Origin of the sequence: Streptomyces sp. AK010 (assembly GCF_014207295.1) — a bacterium.
Lineage (GTDB): Bacteria > Actinomycetota > Actinomycetes > Streptomycetales > Streptomycetaceae > Streptomyces > Streptomyces massasporeus.
Genome location: NZ_JACHCX010000001.1, coordinates 81,265 through 96,477, shown reverse-complemented (window position 1 = coordinate 96,477; position 15,213 = coordinate 81,265). Strand labels below are relative to the sequence as shown.

Here is a 15,213-nt window from a genome sequence, read left to right as displayed (position 1 = left end):
GCGGTCGCCGCTCTCAGGGCCGGGCGTACGGCCGGGTCATGATCTCCATGTTGTGGCCGTCCGGGTCGTCGAAGTAGGCGCCGCGACCCCCGAAGAGGTCGTTGACCCGGCCGGGACGGGTGTGGTTCGGGTCGGCGTAGTAGGTGACGTCGAGCGCCTCCATGCGGTCGATCATGCCGTCGAACCGCTCGTCGGGTACGAGGAACGCGTAGTGCTGCGACTGGATCGGCTCGTCGGTCATCTCGTAGTAGTCGAGGGTCGCGCCGTTGCCCAGGTCGACGGGGAGGAACGGGCCGAAGGGGGCACCGACCTCCAGACCCAGGACGGTCGCCAGGAACTCCGCCGACAGGTGGCGGTCGGAGGCGTAGACGGCGGTGTGGTTCAGATGGGCGATGGTCGTCGGAAGGTCGGTGGCGTGCCGGGTGTCGGACATGCGTGGGTTCGTCTCCGGGTCTCGGGATCCGTGGTGAAGCGCCGCTGAGGGGCGCGGGGATGAGGACACGAAGAACGGGAGGCGGGGCGCGTGCCCTCTCCGGCTCTCGGGCGGGCCCGGGCGGGGTCACCCCCGCCGCGCTCACTGCGAGGCCGGGCGCCTCACTCGTGCATGGCCTACGGCCGACCCGGCAGTCACCCGCCCGACCCTAGTCCATCGGCGCCGTCCGCTGCCACGGGTTTCGCTCCTCCAACTGCCCGGCCAGATCGAGCAGTCGGGACTCCGTGCCGGGCCGGCCCACCAACTGCACGGCGCAGGGCGCGCCGGAGGGGAGGGTCCCGCACGGGACGGACATGGCGGGCCAGCCGGTGAGGTTCCACGCGGGCGTCAGGGGTGAGTAGTTCGTGTTCACCAGCACATTGCTCAGCCAGCCCCGCTCGTGCCAGGGGCCGGCCTTCGGGGAGCGGCGGGCGAGCGCGGGTGTGAGCAGCACGTCGTGCTCGGTGAAGAACGGCTCCAGCCTCCGGCGCAGCTGTTCCCGGCTCGCCCCGGAGCTGACCGTGCGCAGGAAGGGCCGGCCGAGCCGGGCGTGGACGCGGGTGCGCCGGGTCAGCAGCCGGGGGTCCAGGGGCCGGGCGTCCGCGGCGGTACCCGCCGACCAGTGGGCCAGGGAGGTCGTGGCGAGCGACAGCGGGTAGGGCGGGTCGGCGCGCCGGACCTGATGCCCCGCCCGCATCAGCAGGCCCGCCGCGTCCCGGGCGGCCGCCGCGTACGGGCGGCTGATGGTGACGCCCGCCAGGGGGCTGCGCAGCGACACGGCGACCCTGAGGACGCCGGGCGCGGACACGGGAGCGGGCTCGGTGCCTGCGAGGACCGAGAACATCAGGCGGGCGTCCTCGACGGTCGTGGCGAGCGGCCCGTTCTCCGACATGCCGAACCAGGTGCTGTCCCCGTCGCCGGTCGGGACGACCCCCTGCCCCGGCTTGATGGTGACCAGGCCGCAGTTGGCCGCCGGTATGCGCAAGGACCCCATGCCGTCGTTGCCGAGGGCGATCGGCACCATGCCGGCGGCGACGGCGGCCGCGCTGCCGCCCGACGAACCGCCTGCCGAACGCGTGGGGTCCCAGGGGTTGCGGGCGATGCCCAGCACGCCGTCCGTCGTGCCGAAGACGCACAGCTCGGGGACGTTCGTCAGCCCCACGACCACCGCGCCCGCGGCCCGCAGCCGGGCCACCGTCACATGGTCCTGCGGGGCCGGGGTGTCCGGCGTGGCGGCCGAGCCGATCCGCCGGGACTCGCCGCGCACGGCGAGGTTGTCCTTGACGGCCACGGGCACCCCGGCCAGGGGCAGTTCGACGAAGTCGCCGCGCGCCGCCACCTCGTCGGCCTCGGCCAGGGCCGCCTCGGCGCGCACCGTGCGGAAGGCCCCGACCCGGCCGTCGAGCCGCTCGATCCGGGCGAGGTGCTCGGCGACCACCTCGCGGGGCGTGACCCGCTTCTCGCGTACGGCGGCGGATATCTCGGCGGCGGTGCGGCCGGTCCAGGTGGTCACAGCGGCTCCTCGGAGGGGAGAGGGCGGACTTACTGACGAGTACGTAGGGAGAACTGTGCACCGGTCCGGGGCCGCCCGTCGAGGTCGCCGACCGCTTACCCGCGTGTCCGTGGTGGGTGTCAGCGCAGGTGGCGTGCGAGGAAGGCCTCGGTGACGTCCATCGAGGCCGCCCACTTCAGCCCGAACGTGTGCCCTTCGCCGCTGACGGTGCGGAGCACGACGTCCTTGCCGGCCTCCTGGAACGCCGCGGCGGCCTCGCGTGACCAGGCGAGGGGGCAGGTGTCGTCCGCGGTTCCGTGCTGGATCAGCAGGGGGTCGGACACGCGGTCGGCGTGGGTGAGCGGGGAGACGCCGCGCCAGAACGCCGGGTTCTCCTCGGGCGTTCCGTGCTTCTCCTCGATCTCGGTGACGAGGGGGTCGCCCTCTGGCCGCTGTCCCTCGCACCGGGGGAGCGGCGGCTGGTCGTGGACACGGAGGTCGACTGGCACGAGACGGAGAAGTTCCTCAAGCTCGCCTTCCCGCTCGACGTGCACGCCGAACGGTACGCGTCCGAGACGCAGTTCGGGCACTTCCACCGGCCGACCCACACCAACACGTCCTGGGAGGCCGCCAAGTTCGAGGCGTGCAACCACCGCTTCGTCCACCTGGAGGAACCCGGCTTCGGCGTCGCGATCGTCAAAGACTCGACGTACGGCCACGATGTGACGCGCACCGTCCGCACCGACGGCGACGGCGGTACGACCACCACCGTCCGCGCCTCCCTGCTGCGGGCCCCGCGCTTCCCCGACCCGGAGACCGACCAGGGCGTCCACCGGTTCCGGCACGCGCTGGTGCCCGGCGTGGGCATCGGGGACGCGGTGCGCGAGGGCTGGCGGATCGATCTGCCGGAACGCCACCTCACCGGGGCCGCCGAGGTGGCGCCCCTGGTGACATCGGACCAGGACGCGGTGGTCGTCACGGCCGTCAAGCTGGCCGACGACGGCAGCGGTGACGTGGTCGTCCGGTTCCACGAGGCGTTCGGCGGCCGGGCACGCGCCACGCTCACCGCCGGGTTCGAGGTCGCCGGTGTCGCGGTGACGGACCTGCTGGAACGCCCGCTCGCCGACGCGGCGGCACCGGAGATCCGCGACGGGCGGATCGCGCTGCGGCTGCGGCTGCGGCTGGTCACCCTCCGGCTGCGGCGCGCCTGACGGCAGGCGGGAGACGCAGGTCACATTCGCCGATGTCACATCGTGGTGGGCCCCTGCCTCATAGGGGTGTACGCACCGACAACGGCAGAGGAGCTCACCATGAGCGCACGACTGGACATCTTCGGCAGCCCGACCGCGAGCAAGCTCGTCAAGCAGTTCACTTCCGTGGGGCGGCTGGTGGTGGAGTCACCGCTGCCGGCCGCCACCCGGGAACTGGTCTCGCTGCGGGTGAGCCAGATCAACGGATGCGCGGTCTGCATCGACATGCACACCAAGGAGGCCACCGCCGCGGGCGAGAGCGCCGTGCGGCTCCATCTGGTCGCGGCGTGGCGGGAGGCGACGGTCTTCACCGACGCCGAGCGTGCCGCGCTGGAGCTGGCCGAGCAGGGGACCCGGATCGCGGACGGCGCCGGCGGGGTGCCGGACGAGGTGTGGGAGCGGGCCGCCAAGCACTACGACGAGGAGCAGCTCATGGCGCTGGTGACCCTGATCGCCTTCATGAACACCGCGAACCGGCTGAACGTCCTGCTGGAGCAGCCGGCGGGCGACTACAAGGCCGGCCAGTTCAAGTAGCCGCGGAGCACCGGGCCCTGGGACTGGCCTAGGGCCCGAGCTGCGCGCGCAGCCACTGCTCCACCTCGCCCACGTGCGCGGCCGCCGCCGCGCGGGCCGCCTCCGGGTCACGGGCCGCCAGGGCGCGGTGGATCGCCGCGTGCTCGCGGCGGGTGCGGGCGAAGGCGCCCTCCTCCTGGTAGCCGCGCCAGACGCGGGCGCGGAACGTCCGTGACGACAGGCCCTCCAGGATCGCGGCCATCGTCTCGTTGCCCGCGGCCGCCGCGATCTCCCGGTGGAAGGCCAGGTCGTGGGCGAGGATCTCCTCCGGATCGTCCGTGGCGTTCATCGCCGCCAGGTGCTTCTCCACCTCGGCCAGCTGGTCCGGGGTGATCCGTGCGGCGGCCAGCGCCGTCGCCGTCGACTCCAGGATCCGCCGGATCTCCAGCAGCTCCACCAGCTGCGGGCCGCGCGACAGGTCCGCGACGACACCGAAGGTCTCCAGCAGGTCGCCGGCCTCCAGTTGCGTGACGTAGATGCCCGAGCCGTGCCGGGCCTCCAGGACGCCCAGCACCGTGAGCGCGCGGATCGCCTCCCGCATCGAGCTGCGGGAGATGCCGAGCTGGACCGCCAGATCGCGTTCGGTGGGCAGCCGCTGACCCGGCTCCAGCCGGCCCTCGCCGATCATCGCCTTGATCCGCTCGATGGCGCGTTGCGTCACGGTGCCCTTCTGCGGGGCTGTCTCGTCGTCCACGCCACTCCTCCGATCACCGCGCTCCGGCGCAGTCTAACCAGCCAGGTGGTCGGACCACTGCGAGCCACAAGCGGGAAAATCCGGCGTCGAAGGGTGTTCTGGCGAGGGAGTGGTCTGATAAGTATGCGGGCATCTGCTGGAAGACCGGTCGATGGGAGCCCCCTGAGATGCCCGGAAGCACAGTGCGGAAGCGGAACACGTCCCGGATGCTCGGCGCGGTGGCCCTGGCCGCCGGAGCGTCCCTGGTGCTCGCCGCGTGCGGCAGCACCAAGGACACCGGAGCCTCCGGGGCCGCAGGCGGTGACGGCACCGGCAAGGTCGGGGTGGTGCTGCCCCTGCTGACCTCGCCGTTCTGGCAGTCGTACAACGACTACGTGCCGAAGATGGCGAAGTCCGAGGGCGTGGACGCGATGAAGACCGTCAACTCCAACAGCGACCCCTCGCAGCAGATCACCGACATCAACAACCAGCTGAACCAGGGCGTCGAAGGCCTGGTCGTCGCCCCGCTGGACAGCGCCGCCATCGAGGCCGGACTCGTCCAGGCCGAGCGCAAGGGCGTGCCGGTCGTCGCCGTGGACGTGGCACCCGACAAGGGCAAGGTCGCCATGGTGGTCCGGGCGAACAACGTCGCGTACGGCGAGAAGGCCTGCCGATACCTCGGCGAGCACATCACCTCCGGCAAGGTCGTGCAGGTCATGGGCGACCTCGCCTCGGTCAACGGCCGCGACCGCTCCGCGGCGTTCCGCGCCTGCGTGCAGAAGAACTTCCCGAAGCTGAAGGTCCTGGAGATCCCCGCCAAGTGGGAGTCCGACACCGCGGCCTCCAAGCTCGACACCCTCCTCAACGCCAACCCCGACATCAAGGGCATCTACCTGCAGGCGGGCGGCGTCTACCTCGCGCCCACCCTCCAGACCCTCAAGTCCAAGGGAATGCTGAAGAAGGCCGGGAAGTCGGGCCACATCGCCATCGTCTCCAACGACGGCATCCCGCAGGAGTTCGACGCGATCCGCAAGGGCGAGATCGACGCCACCGTCTCCCAGCCCGCCGACGCCTACGCCAAGTACGGCATGTACTACATCAAGGCGGCGATGCAGGGGAAGCGGTTCAAGCCGGGCCCGACGGACCACGACTCGACCATCGTCAAGCTGCCCAGCGGCATCCTGGAGGACCAGTTGCCCGCCCCGCTGGTCACCAAGGAGAACGTCGACGACCCCGAGCTGTGGGGCAACACGGTCGAATGAGCAGCCCACTTGTCGAGGCTCGGGGCGTCGTCAAGCGCTACGGCCCCACCACCGCCCTCGCCGACGGCCGGCTCACCGTCCTGCCCGGCGAGTCCCACGCCCTGGTCGGCCGCAACGGCGCGGGCAAGTCGACCCTCGTCCGCATCCTCACCGGCCTCCAGGCACCCGACGAGGGCACCGTCCACTTCGACGGGGAGCCCGCGCCCCCGCTCACCGACCGGGACGCCTGGCGCCGCAAGGTCGCCTGCGTCCACCAGCATCCGACGGTCGTCCCCGAACTGACCGTCGCCGAGAACCTGTTCATCAACCGGCAGCCCCTGAGGAAGGGCTTCATCAGCTGGCGCCGCCTCACGTCCGAAGCGGCCGCCCTCCTCGACACCTGGGACGTACGCGTCGCCCCCGAGGCCCGCACGGCCGACCTCAAGGTCGAGGACCGGCAGATGGTGGAGATCGCCCGGGCGCTGAGCTTCGGCGCCCGCTTCATCGTCCTGGACGAACCCACCGCCCAGCTCGACAACCGGGAGATCGAGCGCCTCTTCACCCGCATGCGGGCCCTCCAGGACTCGGGCGTCACCTTCCTGTTCATCTCGCACCACCTCCAGGAGGTGTACGAGGTCTGCCAGACCGTCACGGTCCTGCGCGACGCCCGCTGGATCACCACCGCGCCGGTCGCCGACCTCCCGCGCCAGGCGCTGGTGGAGGCCATGGCGGGGGAGACGATCGCGGAGGCGGCCGAGCGGCAGCGGGCCGCCGAGGCCGCGGGCCCCGTGCTCCTCGACGTTCACGGTCTCCGCTCGACGGCGTACGACAACGTCGACCTCACCGTCCGCCGCGGGGAGGTCGTCGGACTCGCCGGGTCCAGCGCCAGCGGCAAGATCGAGCTGGCCGAGACGTTCACGGGACTGCACACGCCCACCGGTGGGACGGCGCGGCTGGACGGAGCACCGCTGCCGTTCGGCGACGTCCGCAGGGCCCTCGAAGCCGGAGTCGGCTTCGTGCCCCGCGACCGGCACGACCAGGGCCTCGTCTTCGGCATGTCCATCGGCGACAACGCCACCCTCAGCGTTCTGGACCGGCTCGGGCGCTTCGGCTTCGTCGGCACCGACCGCAGGCGCCACGTCGCCACCGCGCTGATCGAACGGCTCGACATCCACGCCGAGGGACCCGAGCAGCCCGTCTCGGACCTGTCGGGCGGCAACGCGCAGAAGGTCGTCATGGCCCGGGCCCTCGCCTCCGACCCGCGGCTCCTGGTCCTCGTCAACCCGACCGCGGGAGTCGACGTGAAGTCCAAGGAGTCCCTGCTCGCCCGGGTCGACAGCGCCCGCGAGGACGGCACCGCCGTGCTCGTCGTCTCCGACGAACTCGACGACCTCAGGCGCTGCGACCGGGTCCTCGTCCTCTTCCACGGCCGTGTCGTCGCCGAACACCGCGCGGGCTGGCGCGACCACGAGCTCATCGCCTCCATCGAAGGAGTGGACCATGGCTGACACCAAGGCCCCACCGGTGAAGCCGGTGCTCGTGACCGGCACCGGGTCGGCCAGGACCGTGCTGCTGCGCCGGGCCCGCGAACTGGCCCTCGTACCAGCCCTGTTGCTGCTCACGGTGCTCGGGACGATCGTCAACGACTCGTTCCTCACCGAGCGGAACCTGATCTCGATCCTCGGCGCCTCCGCCGCCCTCGCGATGGTCGTGCTCGCCGAGTCGCTCGTCCTCATCACCGGCAAGTTCGACCTGTCCCTGGAGTCGGTGGTCGGCATCGCGCCCGCCGTCGGAGCGCTGCTCGTGCTGCCCGCCGCCCAGTCCGGCTGGGGCACCGAGTTCCCCGCCGCCCTGGCATTGCTCGCGGTCCTGGTCGCGGGCGCGGCCGTCGGCGCCTTCAACGGCGTCCTGGTCGTGAAGTTCAAGCTCAACGCGTTCATCGTGACGCTGGCGATGCTGATCGTGCTGCGCGGCCTGCTGGTCGGCGCGACGAAGGGCAAGACGCTGTTCGGCATGCCCGACAGCTTCTACTCGCCGGCCACCACCACCTTCCTCACCGTCCCGCTGTCGGTGTGGCTCGCCGCGATCGCCTTCGCGGTCGCCGGGCTCGTCCTGAAGTACCACCGGGTCGGACGCGCCCTGTACGCCATCGGCGGCAACGCGGACGCCGCCCGGGCCGCGGGCATCCGCGTGGAGCGCGTCATGCTCGGCGTGTTCGTCGTCGCGGGCGTCCTCGCCGCGGTCGGCGGCATCATGCAGACCGGCTACGTCGGCGCGATCAGCGCCAACCAGGGCCAGAACATGATCTTCACGGTGTTCGCCGCCGCGGTGATCGGCGGCATCGCCCTCGACGGCGGCAAGGGCACCATGTTCGGCGCCCTGACCGGCGTACTCCTTCTGGGTGTCGTGCAGAACCTGCTCACCCTCGCGCAGGTCCCGTCGTTCTGGATCCAGGCCATCTACGGCGGGATCATCCTGGTCGCCCTCATGATTGCCCGGGTCACCACCGGCCGCGCCCAGGACTGACCTCCCCGCCCTTGTGCACCCGACCGAAAGGCACTCCGTGTCCCCGACGCCCGCCCGCATCACCGCGGTCGACACCCACGACATCCGCTTCCCCACCTCGCGCGAGCTCGACGGCTCCGACGCGATGAACCCGGACCCCGACTACTCGGCGGCTTACGTCGTCCTGCGCACGGACGCGGCCGACGGGCACGAGGGGCACGGATTCGCCTTCACCATCGGGCGGGGCAACGAGGTGCAGGTCGCCGCCATCGAGGCACTGAGCGGGCACCTGGTCGGCCGGGACCTGGACGAGCTGTGCGCCGACCCCTCCACCCTGAGCCGCGACCTGATCGGCGACAGCCAGCTGCGCTGGCTCGGACCCGAGAAAGGCGTGATGCACATGGCGATCGGCGCCGTCGTCAACGCCGTGTGGGACCTGGCCGCCAAGCGGGCCGGACTGCCGCTGTGGCGGCTGCTGGCCGAGGCCGAACCCGAATGGATCGTGCGACAGATCGACTTCCGCTACCTCACCGACGCCCTCACCCCCGAGGAGGCCCTGACCCTCCTGCACCGGGGCAGGCAGGGCGCCGCCGAACGCACGGCCCGCCTGCTGGAGTCCGGCTACCCCGCCTACACCACCTCGCCCGGCTGGCTCGGCTACGACGACGAGAAGCTCACCCGGCTCGCGGCCGAGGCCGTCGCCGACGGCTTCCGGCAGATCAAGCTCAAGGTCGGCGCCGACCTCGACGACGACATCCGCCGCTGCCGTGTGGCCCGTTCGGTGATCGGGCCGGACGTCCGCATGGCCGTCGACGCCAACCAGCGCTGGGACGTCGACGAGGCGATCCGCTGGACCAAGGCGCTCGCCGGGTTCGACCCGTACTGGATCGAGGAACCCACCAGTCCCGACGACATCCTCGGCCATGCGGCGATCCGCCGGGCCGTCGCCCCCGTGAAGGTCGCCACCGGCGAACACGTGCAGAACCGGATCGTCTTCAAGCAGCTCCTCCAGGCCGGCGCGCTCGACGTCGTCCAGATCGACGCGGCCCGCGTCGGCGGCGTCCCCGAGAACCTCGCCATCCTGCTGCTCGCGGCCAGGTTCGGCGTGCCGGTCTGCCCGCACGCGGGCGGCGTCGGCCTGTGCGAACTCGTCCAGCACCTGTCGATGTTCGACTACGTGGCCCTCTCCGGCACCACCGAGGACCGCGTCATCGAGTACGTCGACCATCTGCACGACCACTTCCTCGACCCGGTGGTGATCCGCGAGGGTCGGTACACGGCACCCACCGCGCCGGGCTTCTCGGCGGCCATGCGGCCCGAGTCGCTGGCGCGGTACACCTACCCGGGCGGTGCGTTCTGGGCCGCCGACCTCCAAAAGGAGCAGGCTGAATGAGCGACTTCGAGGGCTTGAGGGCCCTGGTGACGGGCGGCGCCTCCGGCATCGGCCGGGCCACCGCCGAGCTCCTCGCCGAGCGCGGCGCCCAGGTCGCCGTCCTCGACCTGGACCCGTCGCCGGTCGACAAGCCGCTGCTCGCCCACCGCGCGGACGTCACCGACGACGCGTCCGTGCGTGAGGCCGTCGCCGTCGCCGTCGCCGACCTCGGCGGGCTCGACGTGCTGGTCAACAACGCGGGCATCGGCGCCCAGGGCACCGTCGAGGACAACCCCGACGACGAGTGGCACCGCGTCTACGACGTCAACGTGCTCGGCATGGTCCGCACCACCCGCGCCTGCCTGCCCCAGCTGAGGGCCTCCGCGCACGCCGCGATCGTCAACACCTGCTCCATCGCCGCGACCGCCGGCCTGCCGCAGCGCGCCCTGTACAGCGCCACCAAGGGCGCGGTGTACTCCCTCACCCTCGCCATGGCCGCCGACCACGTCCGCGAGGGCATCCGCGTCAACTGCGTCAACCCGGGCACCGTCGACACCCCGTGGGTCGGCCGCCTCCTCGACGCCGCACCCGACCCGGCCGCCGAACGGGCCGCCCTTCAGGCCCGCCAGCCCGCCGGCCGCCTGGTCTCCGCGGCCGAGGTCGCGGGCGCCATCGCCTACCTGGCGAGCCCCCTGTCCGGCGCCACCACCGGCACCGCGCTCGCCGTCGACGGCGGCATGCAGGGCCTGCGGCTGCGCCCGGTGGCCCGGTGAACCGGCTCGGCCGCAGCCGCGTCGAGGTCAGCTCCCTGTCCTTCGGCGCCGCCGCCATCGGCAACCTGTACACCGAGGTCGGCGAGGCCCAGGCGCACGACGCCGTGGAGGCCGCCTGGCAGCGGGGCGTCCGCTACTTCGACACCGCCCCCCACTACGGCCTCGGCCTCTCCGAACGCCGCCTCGGCGCCGCCCTGCGCGACCACCCCCGCGACCAGTACACCCTCTCCACCAAGGTCGGTCGCCGCCTGGAACCCTCGGACGGCGGCGGCGACGACCTGGCGGGCGGATTCGCCGTGCCCGCGAGCCACCGCCGCGTGTGGGACTTCAGCGCCGACGGCATCCGCCGCACCCTGGACTCCAGTTTGGAACGCCTCGGCCTCGACCGGGTCGACGTCGTCTACCTCCACGACCCCGACGAGCACGCCGAACAGGCCTTCCGCGAGGGCTATCCAGCGCTGGAGAAGCTCCGCTCCGAGGGCGTGGTCGGCGCGATCGGCGCCGGCATGAACCAGGCGGAGACGCTCACCCGCTTCGTCCGCGACACCGACGTCGACGTGGTCCTCTGCGCCGGCCGCTACACCCTGCTCGACCAGAGCGCCCTCACCGGCCTGCTGCCCGCGGCCCGGGAACGCGGCACGTCCGTCGTCATCGGCGGCGCCTTCAACTCCGGCCTGCTCGCCAACCCCGAGCCCGGGGCGAGGTACAACTACACCGTCGCTCCCTCCGCACTGGTCGAGCGCGCCCTGCGCCTGAAGTCCCTCGCCGACCGGCACGGCACCACGCTGCGCGCCGCCGCCCTGGCCTTCTGCGCCGCCCACCCGGCCGTCGCCAGTGTCCTCGTCGGCGCCCGCTCGGCCCACGAAGTGCGCGACTGCGCCCACCAGTTCGCCGCCCGGGTGCCCGCCGGGTTCTGGCAGGACCTGCGCGCCGAGGGCCTGCTGCCCGCCGACGCGCCCGTCCCCGACGAGGCGTTGAAGGAGCCGGCATGAGAGTCGCCCTGCACACCCAGGTCCGCGCCGACCGCATCGCCGCGTACGAGGCCGCCCACCGTCAGGTCCCCGAAGAACTCACCGACGCCATCCGGGCCGCCGGCGCCACCTCCTGGATCATCTGGCGCAGCGGCACCGACCTCTTCCACGTCCTGGAGTGCGAGGACTACGCCCGGCTCCTCGCCGAACTGGAGAAGCTGCCGGTCGACGTCGCCTGGCAGGCCCGCATGGCCGAACTGCTCGACGTCGTGCACGACTACTCCGGCGGGGGCGCCGACGCCGGTCTGCCCGTCGTCTGGGAGCTGCCGGCATGACCGTGGTCGACGCCCACCACCACGTGTGGGACCTGTCCGTCCGGGACCAGGACTGGATCACCGGCCCCGAACTCGCCCCGCTCCGGCGCGACTTCACCATGAAGGACCTCGCATCCGAGGCGAGAGCGGCCGGAGTGACCCGCACGGTCCTCGTCCAGACGGTCACCGTGCCCGAGGAGACCCCGGAGTTCCTGGCCCTGGCCGCCGAGCACGACCTGATCGCGGGCGTCGTCGGCTGGACCGACCTCACCCGCCCCGACGTCGCCGACGAACTCGCCCGCCTGCGCGCGCTCCCCGGCGGCCCCTACCTCAAGGGCATCCGCCACCAGGTCCAGGGCGAACCCGACCCCGAGTGGCTGCTGCGCCCGGACGTGCAGCGCGGACTGGCTGCCGTCGCCGACGCCGGGCTGGTCTACGACCTGGTGGTGCTCCCGCACCACCTGCCCGCCTGCGTCCGGGCCGCCGCCGCCCTGCCCGGCCTCACCTTCGTCCTCGACCACCTGGGCAAACCGCCCATCGCCGCCGGTGCCCTCGAACCCTGGGTGACCGGCCTGCGCGCCCTGGCCGCCCTGCCCAACACGGTCGCCAAACTGTCCGGCCTGGTCACCGAGGCCGACCCCGCCTCCTGGACCGTCGAGGACCTGCGCCCCTACGCCGACGTGGCCCTGGAGGCCTTCGGGCCCGGCCGGCTGATGTACGGCTCGGACTGGCCGGTGTGCACCCTGGGCGCGGCGTACGGCGCCACTCTGGACCTCACCCGCCGGCTGACCGACCCGCAGGACCACCCGCAGATCCTCGAGACCACCGCCACCCGCGTCTACGGCCTCTGAACCGGCCCCGCCAGCCGCGTCGGCGGCAGGAAGTCCCTCACGTACGTCCGCTCCCAGCACGCGCCCGTCTCCCGCAGCTCGCGCCACGTCGTGTAGCGGTACCGGAACAGGCGGGCGCGCACGAACCGAGGGGGCGCGTCCGGCGGGAACGGGGAACGGCGCAGCAGCTTCAGGGTGGCCCGGTCGTTCTCCAGCAGCCGCTCCACCAGCGTCCCGAACCAGGGGTCGGCGTAGGCGGGGGAGAGGGCCGCGAACCACATCAGCCAGTCCAGCCGCAGATGGTAGGGCGCGAACTGGCGCGGCCAGCGCCGCGGATCGCCCGGTTTGCCCTTGAACTCGTACTCCAGCCAGCCCGAGTCCTCGCGCAACACGTCGTCCGCGGTGCCCTCCACCACCACCTCGTACCGCACCCGGCTCACACTGCCGAACGCCCCGTAGGTGTTGACCAGGTGGAGCGGGTCGAAGGAGCGGTTCATGACCTGGCGGCGGGAGAGCATGTTGCGGACCGGCCGGTAGCTGAGGCCCAGGAGCGAAACGGCCACCGCGAGCACCACCACGACGTACCACACCGGGGCGCCGGGCACGTCCGGCGGATCGGCCGGGAACCGGAGGGCCGACAGCGCCAGGACGATCGTGATCCAGTTCAGCCAGGAGAAGTTGCCCGACAGCACCAGCCACACCTGGGTGACGATCATCAGCGACGCGGCGGCCGTCGCGACGGGCTGCGGGGTGAACAGCAGGAACGGCACCACGAGCTGGGTGACGTGGTTCGCGGCCACCTCGACGCGGTGCAGGGGCCCCGGCAGATGGTGGAAGAACCAGCTGAGGGGGCCCGGCATCGGCTGGGTCTCGTGATGGTGGTCCAGGCAGGTGAGCTCGCGCCAGCAGGCGTCCCCGCGCATCTTGATCAGGCCCGCGCCGAACTCCACGCGGAACAGGATCCACCGCAGCAGGAACAGCATGACGACCGGCGGCGCCACCTCGTCGTTGCCGAGGAACACGGCGAGGAACCCGACCTCCAGCAGCAGCGACTCCCAGCCGAACGCGTACCAGGTCTGCCCGACGTTGACGATCGACAGGTACAGCACCCACGGCACCAGCCACAGCAGCATGGCGCCCCACAACGGCAGCAGCGAGTCGAGCCCCGCCAGCAGCGCCGCCGCCACCGCACAGCCCGCCCAGGCGCAGAGCGCGAAGAAGCGGTCCGAGTAGTGCCACTGGAACAGGCTCGGCGCCCGCTTGAACGGCACCCGCTCCACGAACCGCGGCACCGGCAGCATGCCGCGCCGCCCGATCAGCGGGCGGAACTGGAGCACCGCCGTCAGGAACGCCACCAGGTAGACGGCGGCCAGCGCCCGCTGGAAGACCAGCCGGGTCAGCCAGTAGTCGGACGCGCCGAACCATTCCACGGGGTGCGGTCCTCCTCCCAGTGCGGCGCCCTGCCCGGACGTCACACTCCGTGTGCCACCGCTCCGGTTGCGTGACGCAAGTGACCGGAGCAAACAATAGTGACGAACGGCCCCGAACGGGCCGAGGTGAGCGGGAGGACGAGGTGCGGACACCCACCGGGACCGTCGTCCTGGCCTGTGTGCTCTCGGCGGCGCTCCTCCTCTCGGGCTGCGTCGGCCACACCACCCGGCACCCCGGCACCACCCGCCTCGGCGCGGGCACCGGCGGAGAACTGTTCCTCCTGCCCGCCGCCGCTCCGGGGCCCGACCCCTTCACCAACTCCACGGCCCTCACGGCGGCTACCCCGTCCCCCGCCCCGCGAACGCCACCTCGCACCGACCGGGCTCCCGCCGCCGGCGGCGGCCCACGTGCCCTCTCCGGCGGAACGCCCGGCCTGTACGGCGGCGCCGAGCGGACGGGCAGCTGCGACATCGGCCGGCAGGTCGGCCACCTCGTCCGCGACCCGGCCAGGGGCCGCGCCTTCGCCGAGGTCGTGGGCATCTCCCCGGCGGCGCTCCCCGACCACGTGCGCGCGCTGACCCCGGTCGTGCTGCGTGCCGACACCCGCGTCACCGGCCACGGCTTCCGGGCCGGGCGGATCACCCGCTACCAGTCCGTCCTCCAGGCCGGCACCGCCGTCCTCGTCGACGACCGGGGCATGCCGCGCGTCCGGTGCGCCTGCGGGAACCCGCTCGGGCCGCCGGCCGAGTCGCACGGCACCCCGGTCACCCGAGGCACCCCCTGGCCCGGCTACCGGTCCGGCCGGGTGATCGCCGTGACCCCCGCCCCGCGGGCCGTCGCCGGCTTCACGATCATCGACGTCACCGCCCGGACCTGGATCGAACGCCGTACCGGCCACGACGTACGCCACGACCGGGCCCTGCCGCCCCCCGCCCGGGTGACGGACCCCCCGGACCCGTCCCGGCCCGCACCGTCACCGCCGCAGACCCGCGTCCCGCCGCAAACGGAGCCGTCCCCGGAGCCGGATCCCGACCCGGGCGGCGCATCCCCCGGGGACACCCCGGCCGAGACGGGTCTCCCGGCCGCGGAAACCCCCCTTCCGACGTCCGGCGAGACCGCCCCGCTTCCCGACCCTCCGGCCGAGCCGGAGGGCCCCGCAGGATCCGACGAGGTCGGCCCCGACGCCGTCCCCGACAACCCCGATCCGCCCGACGGAGCCGGGCTCATCCCCGACGACCTGGCCGCCGAACGCATCCCCGGCAGCCCCACGGGCGTCTTCATCAACAGAGGGCCGATCCGGCGGCGCGGCTCGTAGA

General features: G+C 72.7%; 15 protein-coding genes and 1 pseudogene. 11 read left to right on the top strand and 5 right to left on the bottom strand.

The window, feature by feature from the left end; all coding sequences use genetic code 11:
* Positions 1-13: 13 nt before the first annotated feature.
* From HDC93_RS00465 to HDC93_RS39195, 3 genes are all read right to left on the bottom strand, one after another.
* The gene (locus HDC93_RS00465; RefSeq protein ID WP_185006050.1) at positions 14-433 is read right to left on the bottom strand and encodes a VOC family protein; all 420 of its coding nucleotides are present in this window, start codon (positions 431-433) and stop codon (positions 14-16) included.
* Positions 434-641: 208 nt separating this feature from the next.
* Positions 642-1,985, bottom strand: a complete 1,344-nt coding sequence (locus HDC93_RS00460) for an amidase (RefSeq protein ID WP_185006047.1) — start codon at positions 1,983-1,985, stop codon at positions 642-644.
* Between the two features lie 119 nt (positions 1,986-2,104).
* Positions 2,105-2,473 carry a prolyl oligopeptidase family serine peptidase gene (locus HDC93_RS39195; protein WP_311774454.1) on the bottom strand — a complete coding sequence of 123 codons (369 nt, stop codon included), beginning with the start codon at positions 2,471-2,473 and terminating at the stop codon, positions 2,105-2,107.
* Here HDC93_RS39195 and HDC93_RS00450 point away from each other — a divergent pair.
* Positions 2,417-3,175: pseudogene (locus HDC93_RS00450) on the top strand (glycoside hydrolase family 38 C-terminal domain-containing protein); the annotation flags it as partial. The gene HDC93_RS39195 and the pseudogene HDC93_RS00450 sit on opposite strands and share 57 nt — an antisense overlap.
* A gap of 99 nt (positions 3,176-3,274) precedes the next feature.
* A complete protein-coding gene (locus HDC93_RS00445; RefSeq protein ID WP_185006043.1) occupies positions 3,275-3,748 on the top strand; it encodes a carboxymuconolactone decarboxylase family protein in 474 nt (157 codons plus the stop codon).
* A 28-nt stretch (positions 3,749-3,776) separates the two neighbouring features.
* Here the strand turns inward: HDC93_RS00445 and HDC93_RS00440 are convergent, their stop codons facing one another.
* Positions 3,777-4,481 carry a FadR/GntR family transcriptional regulator gene (locus HDC93_RS00440; RefSeq protein ID WP_031107763.1) on the bottom strand — a complete coding sequence of 235 codons (705 nt, stop codon included), beginning with the start codon at positions 4,479-4,481 and terminating at the stop codon, positions 3,777-3,779.
* Positions 4,482-4,648: 167 nt separating this feature from the next.
* Here HDC93_RS00440 and HDC93_RS00435 point away from each other — a divergent pair, with 167 nt between their 5' ends.
* The 8 genes from HDC93_RS00435 to HDC93_RS00400 are packed head-to-tail and all read left to right on the top strand — an operon-like array spanning position 4,649 to position 12,487.
* Entirely contained in the window at positions 4,649-5,722 is a 1,074-nt protein-coding gene (locus HDC93_RS00435) for a sugar ABC transporter substrate-binding protein (RefSeq protein WP_185006041.1), read from the top strand.
* Positions 5,719-7,209 carry a sugar ABC transporter ATP-binding protein gene (locus HDC93_RS00430; RefSeq protein WP_185006039.1) on the top strand — a complete coding sequence of 497 codons (1,491 nt, stop codon included), beginning with the start codon at positions 5,719-5,721 and terminating at the stop codon, positions 7,207-7,209. Before HDC93_RS00435 ends, HDC93_RS00430 begins: the two co-directional genes overlap by 4 nt.
* Positions 7,202-8,227 carry an ABC transporter permease gene (locus HDC93_RS00425; RefSeq protein WP_185006037.1) on the top strand — a complete coding sequence of 342 codons (1,026 nt, stop codon included), beginning with the start codon at positions 7,202-7,204 and terminating at the stop codon, positions 8,225-8,227. The genes HDC93_RS00430 and HDC93_RS00425 overlap by 8 nt, the downstream gene beginning before the upstream one ends.
* A 37-nt stretch (positions 8,228-8,264) precedes the next feature.
* The gene (locus tag HDC93_RS00420; RefSeq protein WP_185006035.1) at positions 8,265-9,599 is read left to right on the top strand and encodes an L-fuconate dehydratase; all 1,335 of its coding nucleotides are present in this window, start codon (positions 8,265-8,267) and stop codon (positions 9,597-9,599) included.
* The gene (locus HDC93_RS00415) at positions 9,596-10,351 is read left to right on the top strand and encodes an SDR family NAD(P)-dependent oxidoreductase (protein WP_185006033.1); all 756 of its coding nucleotides are present in this window, start codon (positions 9,596-9,598) and stop codon (positions 10,349-10,351) included. The genes HDC93_RS00420 and HDC93_RS00415 overlap by 4 nt, the downstream gene beginning before the upstream one ends.
* Complete coding sequence (locus HDC93_RS00410) at positions 10,348-11,343, top strand: aldo/keto reductase (RefSeq protein ID WP_185006032.1); 996 nt, start codon at positions 10,348-10,350, stop codon at positions 11,341-11,343. The genes HDC93_RS00415 and HDC93_RS00410 overlap by 4 nt, the downstream gene beginning before the upstream one ends.
* Positions 11,340-11,657: an L-rhamnose mutarotase gene (locus tag HDC93_RS00405; protein WP_185006030.1), complete on the top strand. Its 318-nt coding sequence runs from the start codon at positions 11,340-11,342 to the stop codon at positions 11,655-11,657. Before HDC93_RS00410 ends, HDC93_RS00405 begins: the two co-directional genes overlap by 4 nt.
* A complete protein-coding gene (locus HDC93_RS00400; RefSeq protein WP_185006028.1) occupies positions 11,654-12,487 on the top strand; it encodes an amidohydrolase in 834 nt (277 codons plus the stop codon). Before HDC93_RS00405 ends, HDC93_RS00400 begins: the two co-directional genes overlap by 4 nt.
* Here the strand turns inward: HDC93_RS00400 and HDC93_RS00395 are convergent.
* Positions 12,475-13,896 (bottom strand): lipase maturation factor family protein, encoded by a 1,422-nt coding sequence (locus HDC93_RS00395; RefSeq protein ID WP_185006026.1) that lies wholly within the window; start codon positions 13,894-13,896, stop codon positions 12,475-12,477. The two genes, HDC93_RS00400 and HDC93_RS00395, sit on opposite strands and share 13 nt — an antisense overlap.
* A 143-nt stretch (positions 13,897-14,039) precedes the next feature.
* On the opposite strand from HDC93_RS00395, the gene HDC93_RS00390 reads away from it, so the two are divergent.
* A complete protein-coding gene (locus HDC93_RS00390) occupies positions 14,040-15,212 on the top strand; it encodes a DUF6777 domain-containing protein (protein WP_185006024.1) in 1,173 nt (390 codons plus the stop codon).
* Position 15,213: the final 1 nt, after the last annotated feature.

Excerpts from the sequence above, each read along its gene's own strand:
- HDC93_RS00465 (WP_185006050.1), bottom strand. The coding sequence starts at position 433 with ATGTCCGACACCCGGCACGCCACCGACCTTCCGACGACCATCGCCCAT.
- HDC93_RS00445 (WP_185006043.1), top strand. The coding sequence starts at position 3,275 with ATGAGCGCACGACTGGACATCTTCGGCAGCCCGACCGCGAGCAAGCTC.
- HDC93_RS00435 (WP_185006041.1), top strand. The coding sequence starts at position 4,649 with ATGCCCGGAAGCACAGTGCGGAAGCGGAACACGTCCCGGATGCTCGGC.
- HDC93_RS00430 (WP_185006039.1), top strand. The coding sequence starts at position 5,719 with ATGAGCAGCCCACTTGTCGAGGCTCGGGGCGTCGTCAAGCGCTACGGC.
- HDC93_RS00425 (WP_185006037.1), top strand. The coding sequence starts at position 7,202 with ATGGCTGACACCAAGGCCCCACCGGTGAAGCCGGTGCTCGTGACCGGC.
- HDC93_RS00415 (WP_185006033.1), top strand. The coding sequence starts at position 9,596 with ATGAGCGACTTCGAGGGCTTGAGGGCCCTGGTGACGGGCGGCGCCTCC.
- HDC93_RS00405 (WP_185006030.1), top strand. The coding sequence starts at position 11,340 with ATGAGAGTCGCCCTGCACACCCAGGTCCGCGCCGACCGCATCGCCGCG.
- HDC93_RS00400 (WP_185006028.1), top strand. The coding sequence starts at position 11,654 with ATGACCGTGGTCGACGCCCACCACCACGTGTGGGACCTGTCCGTCCGG.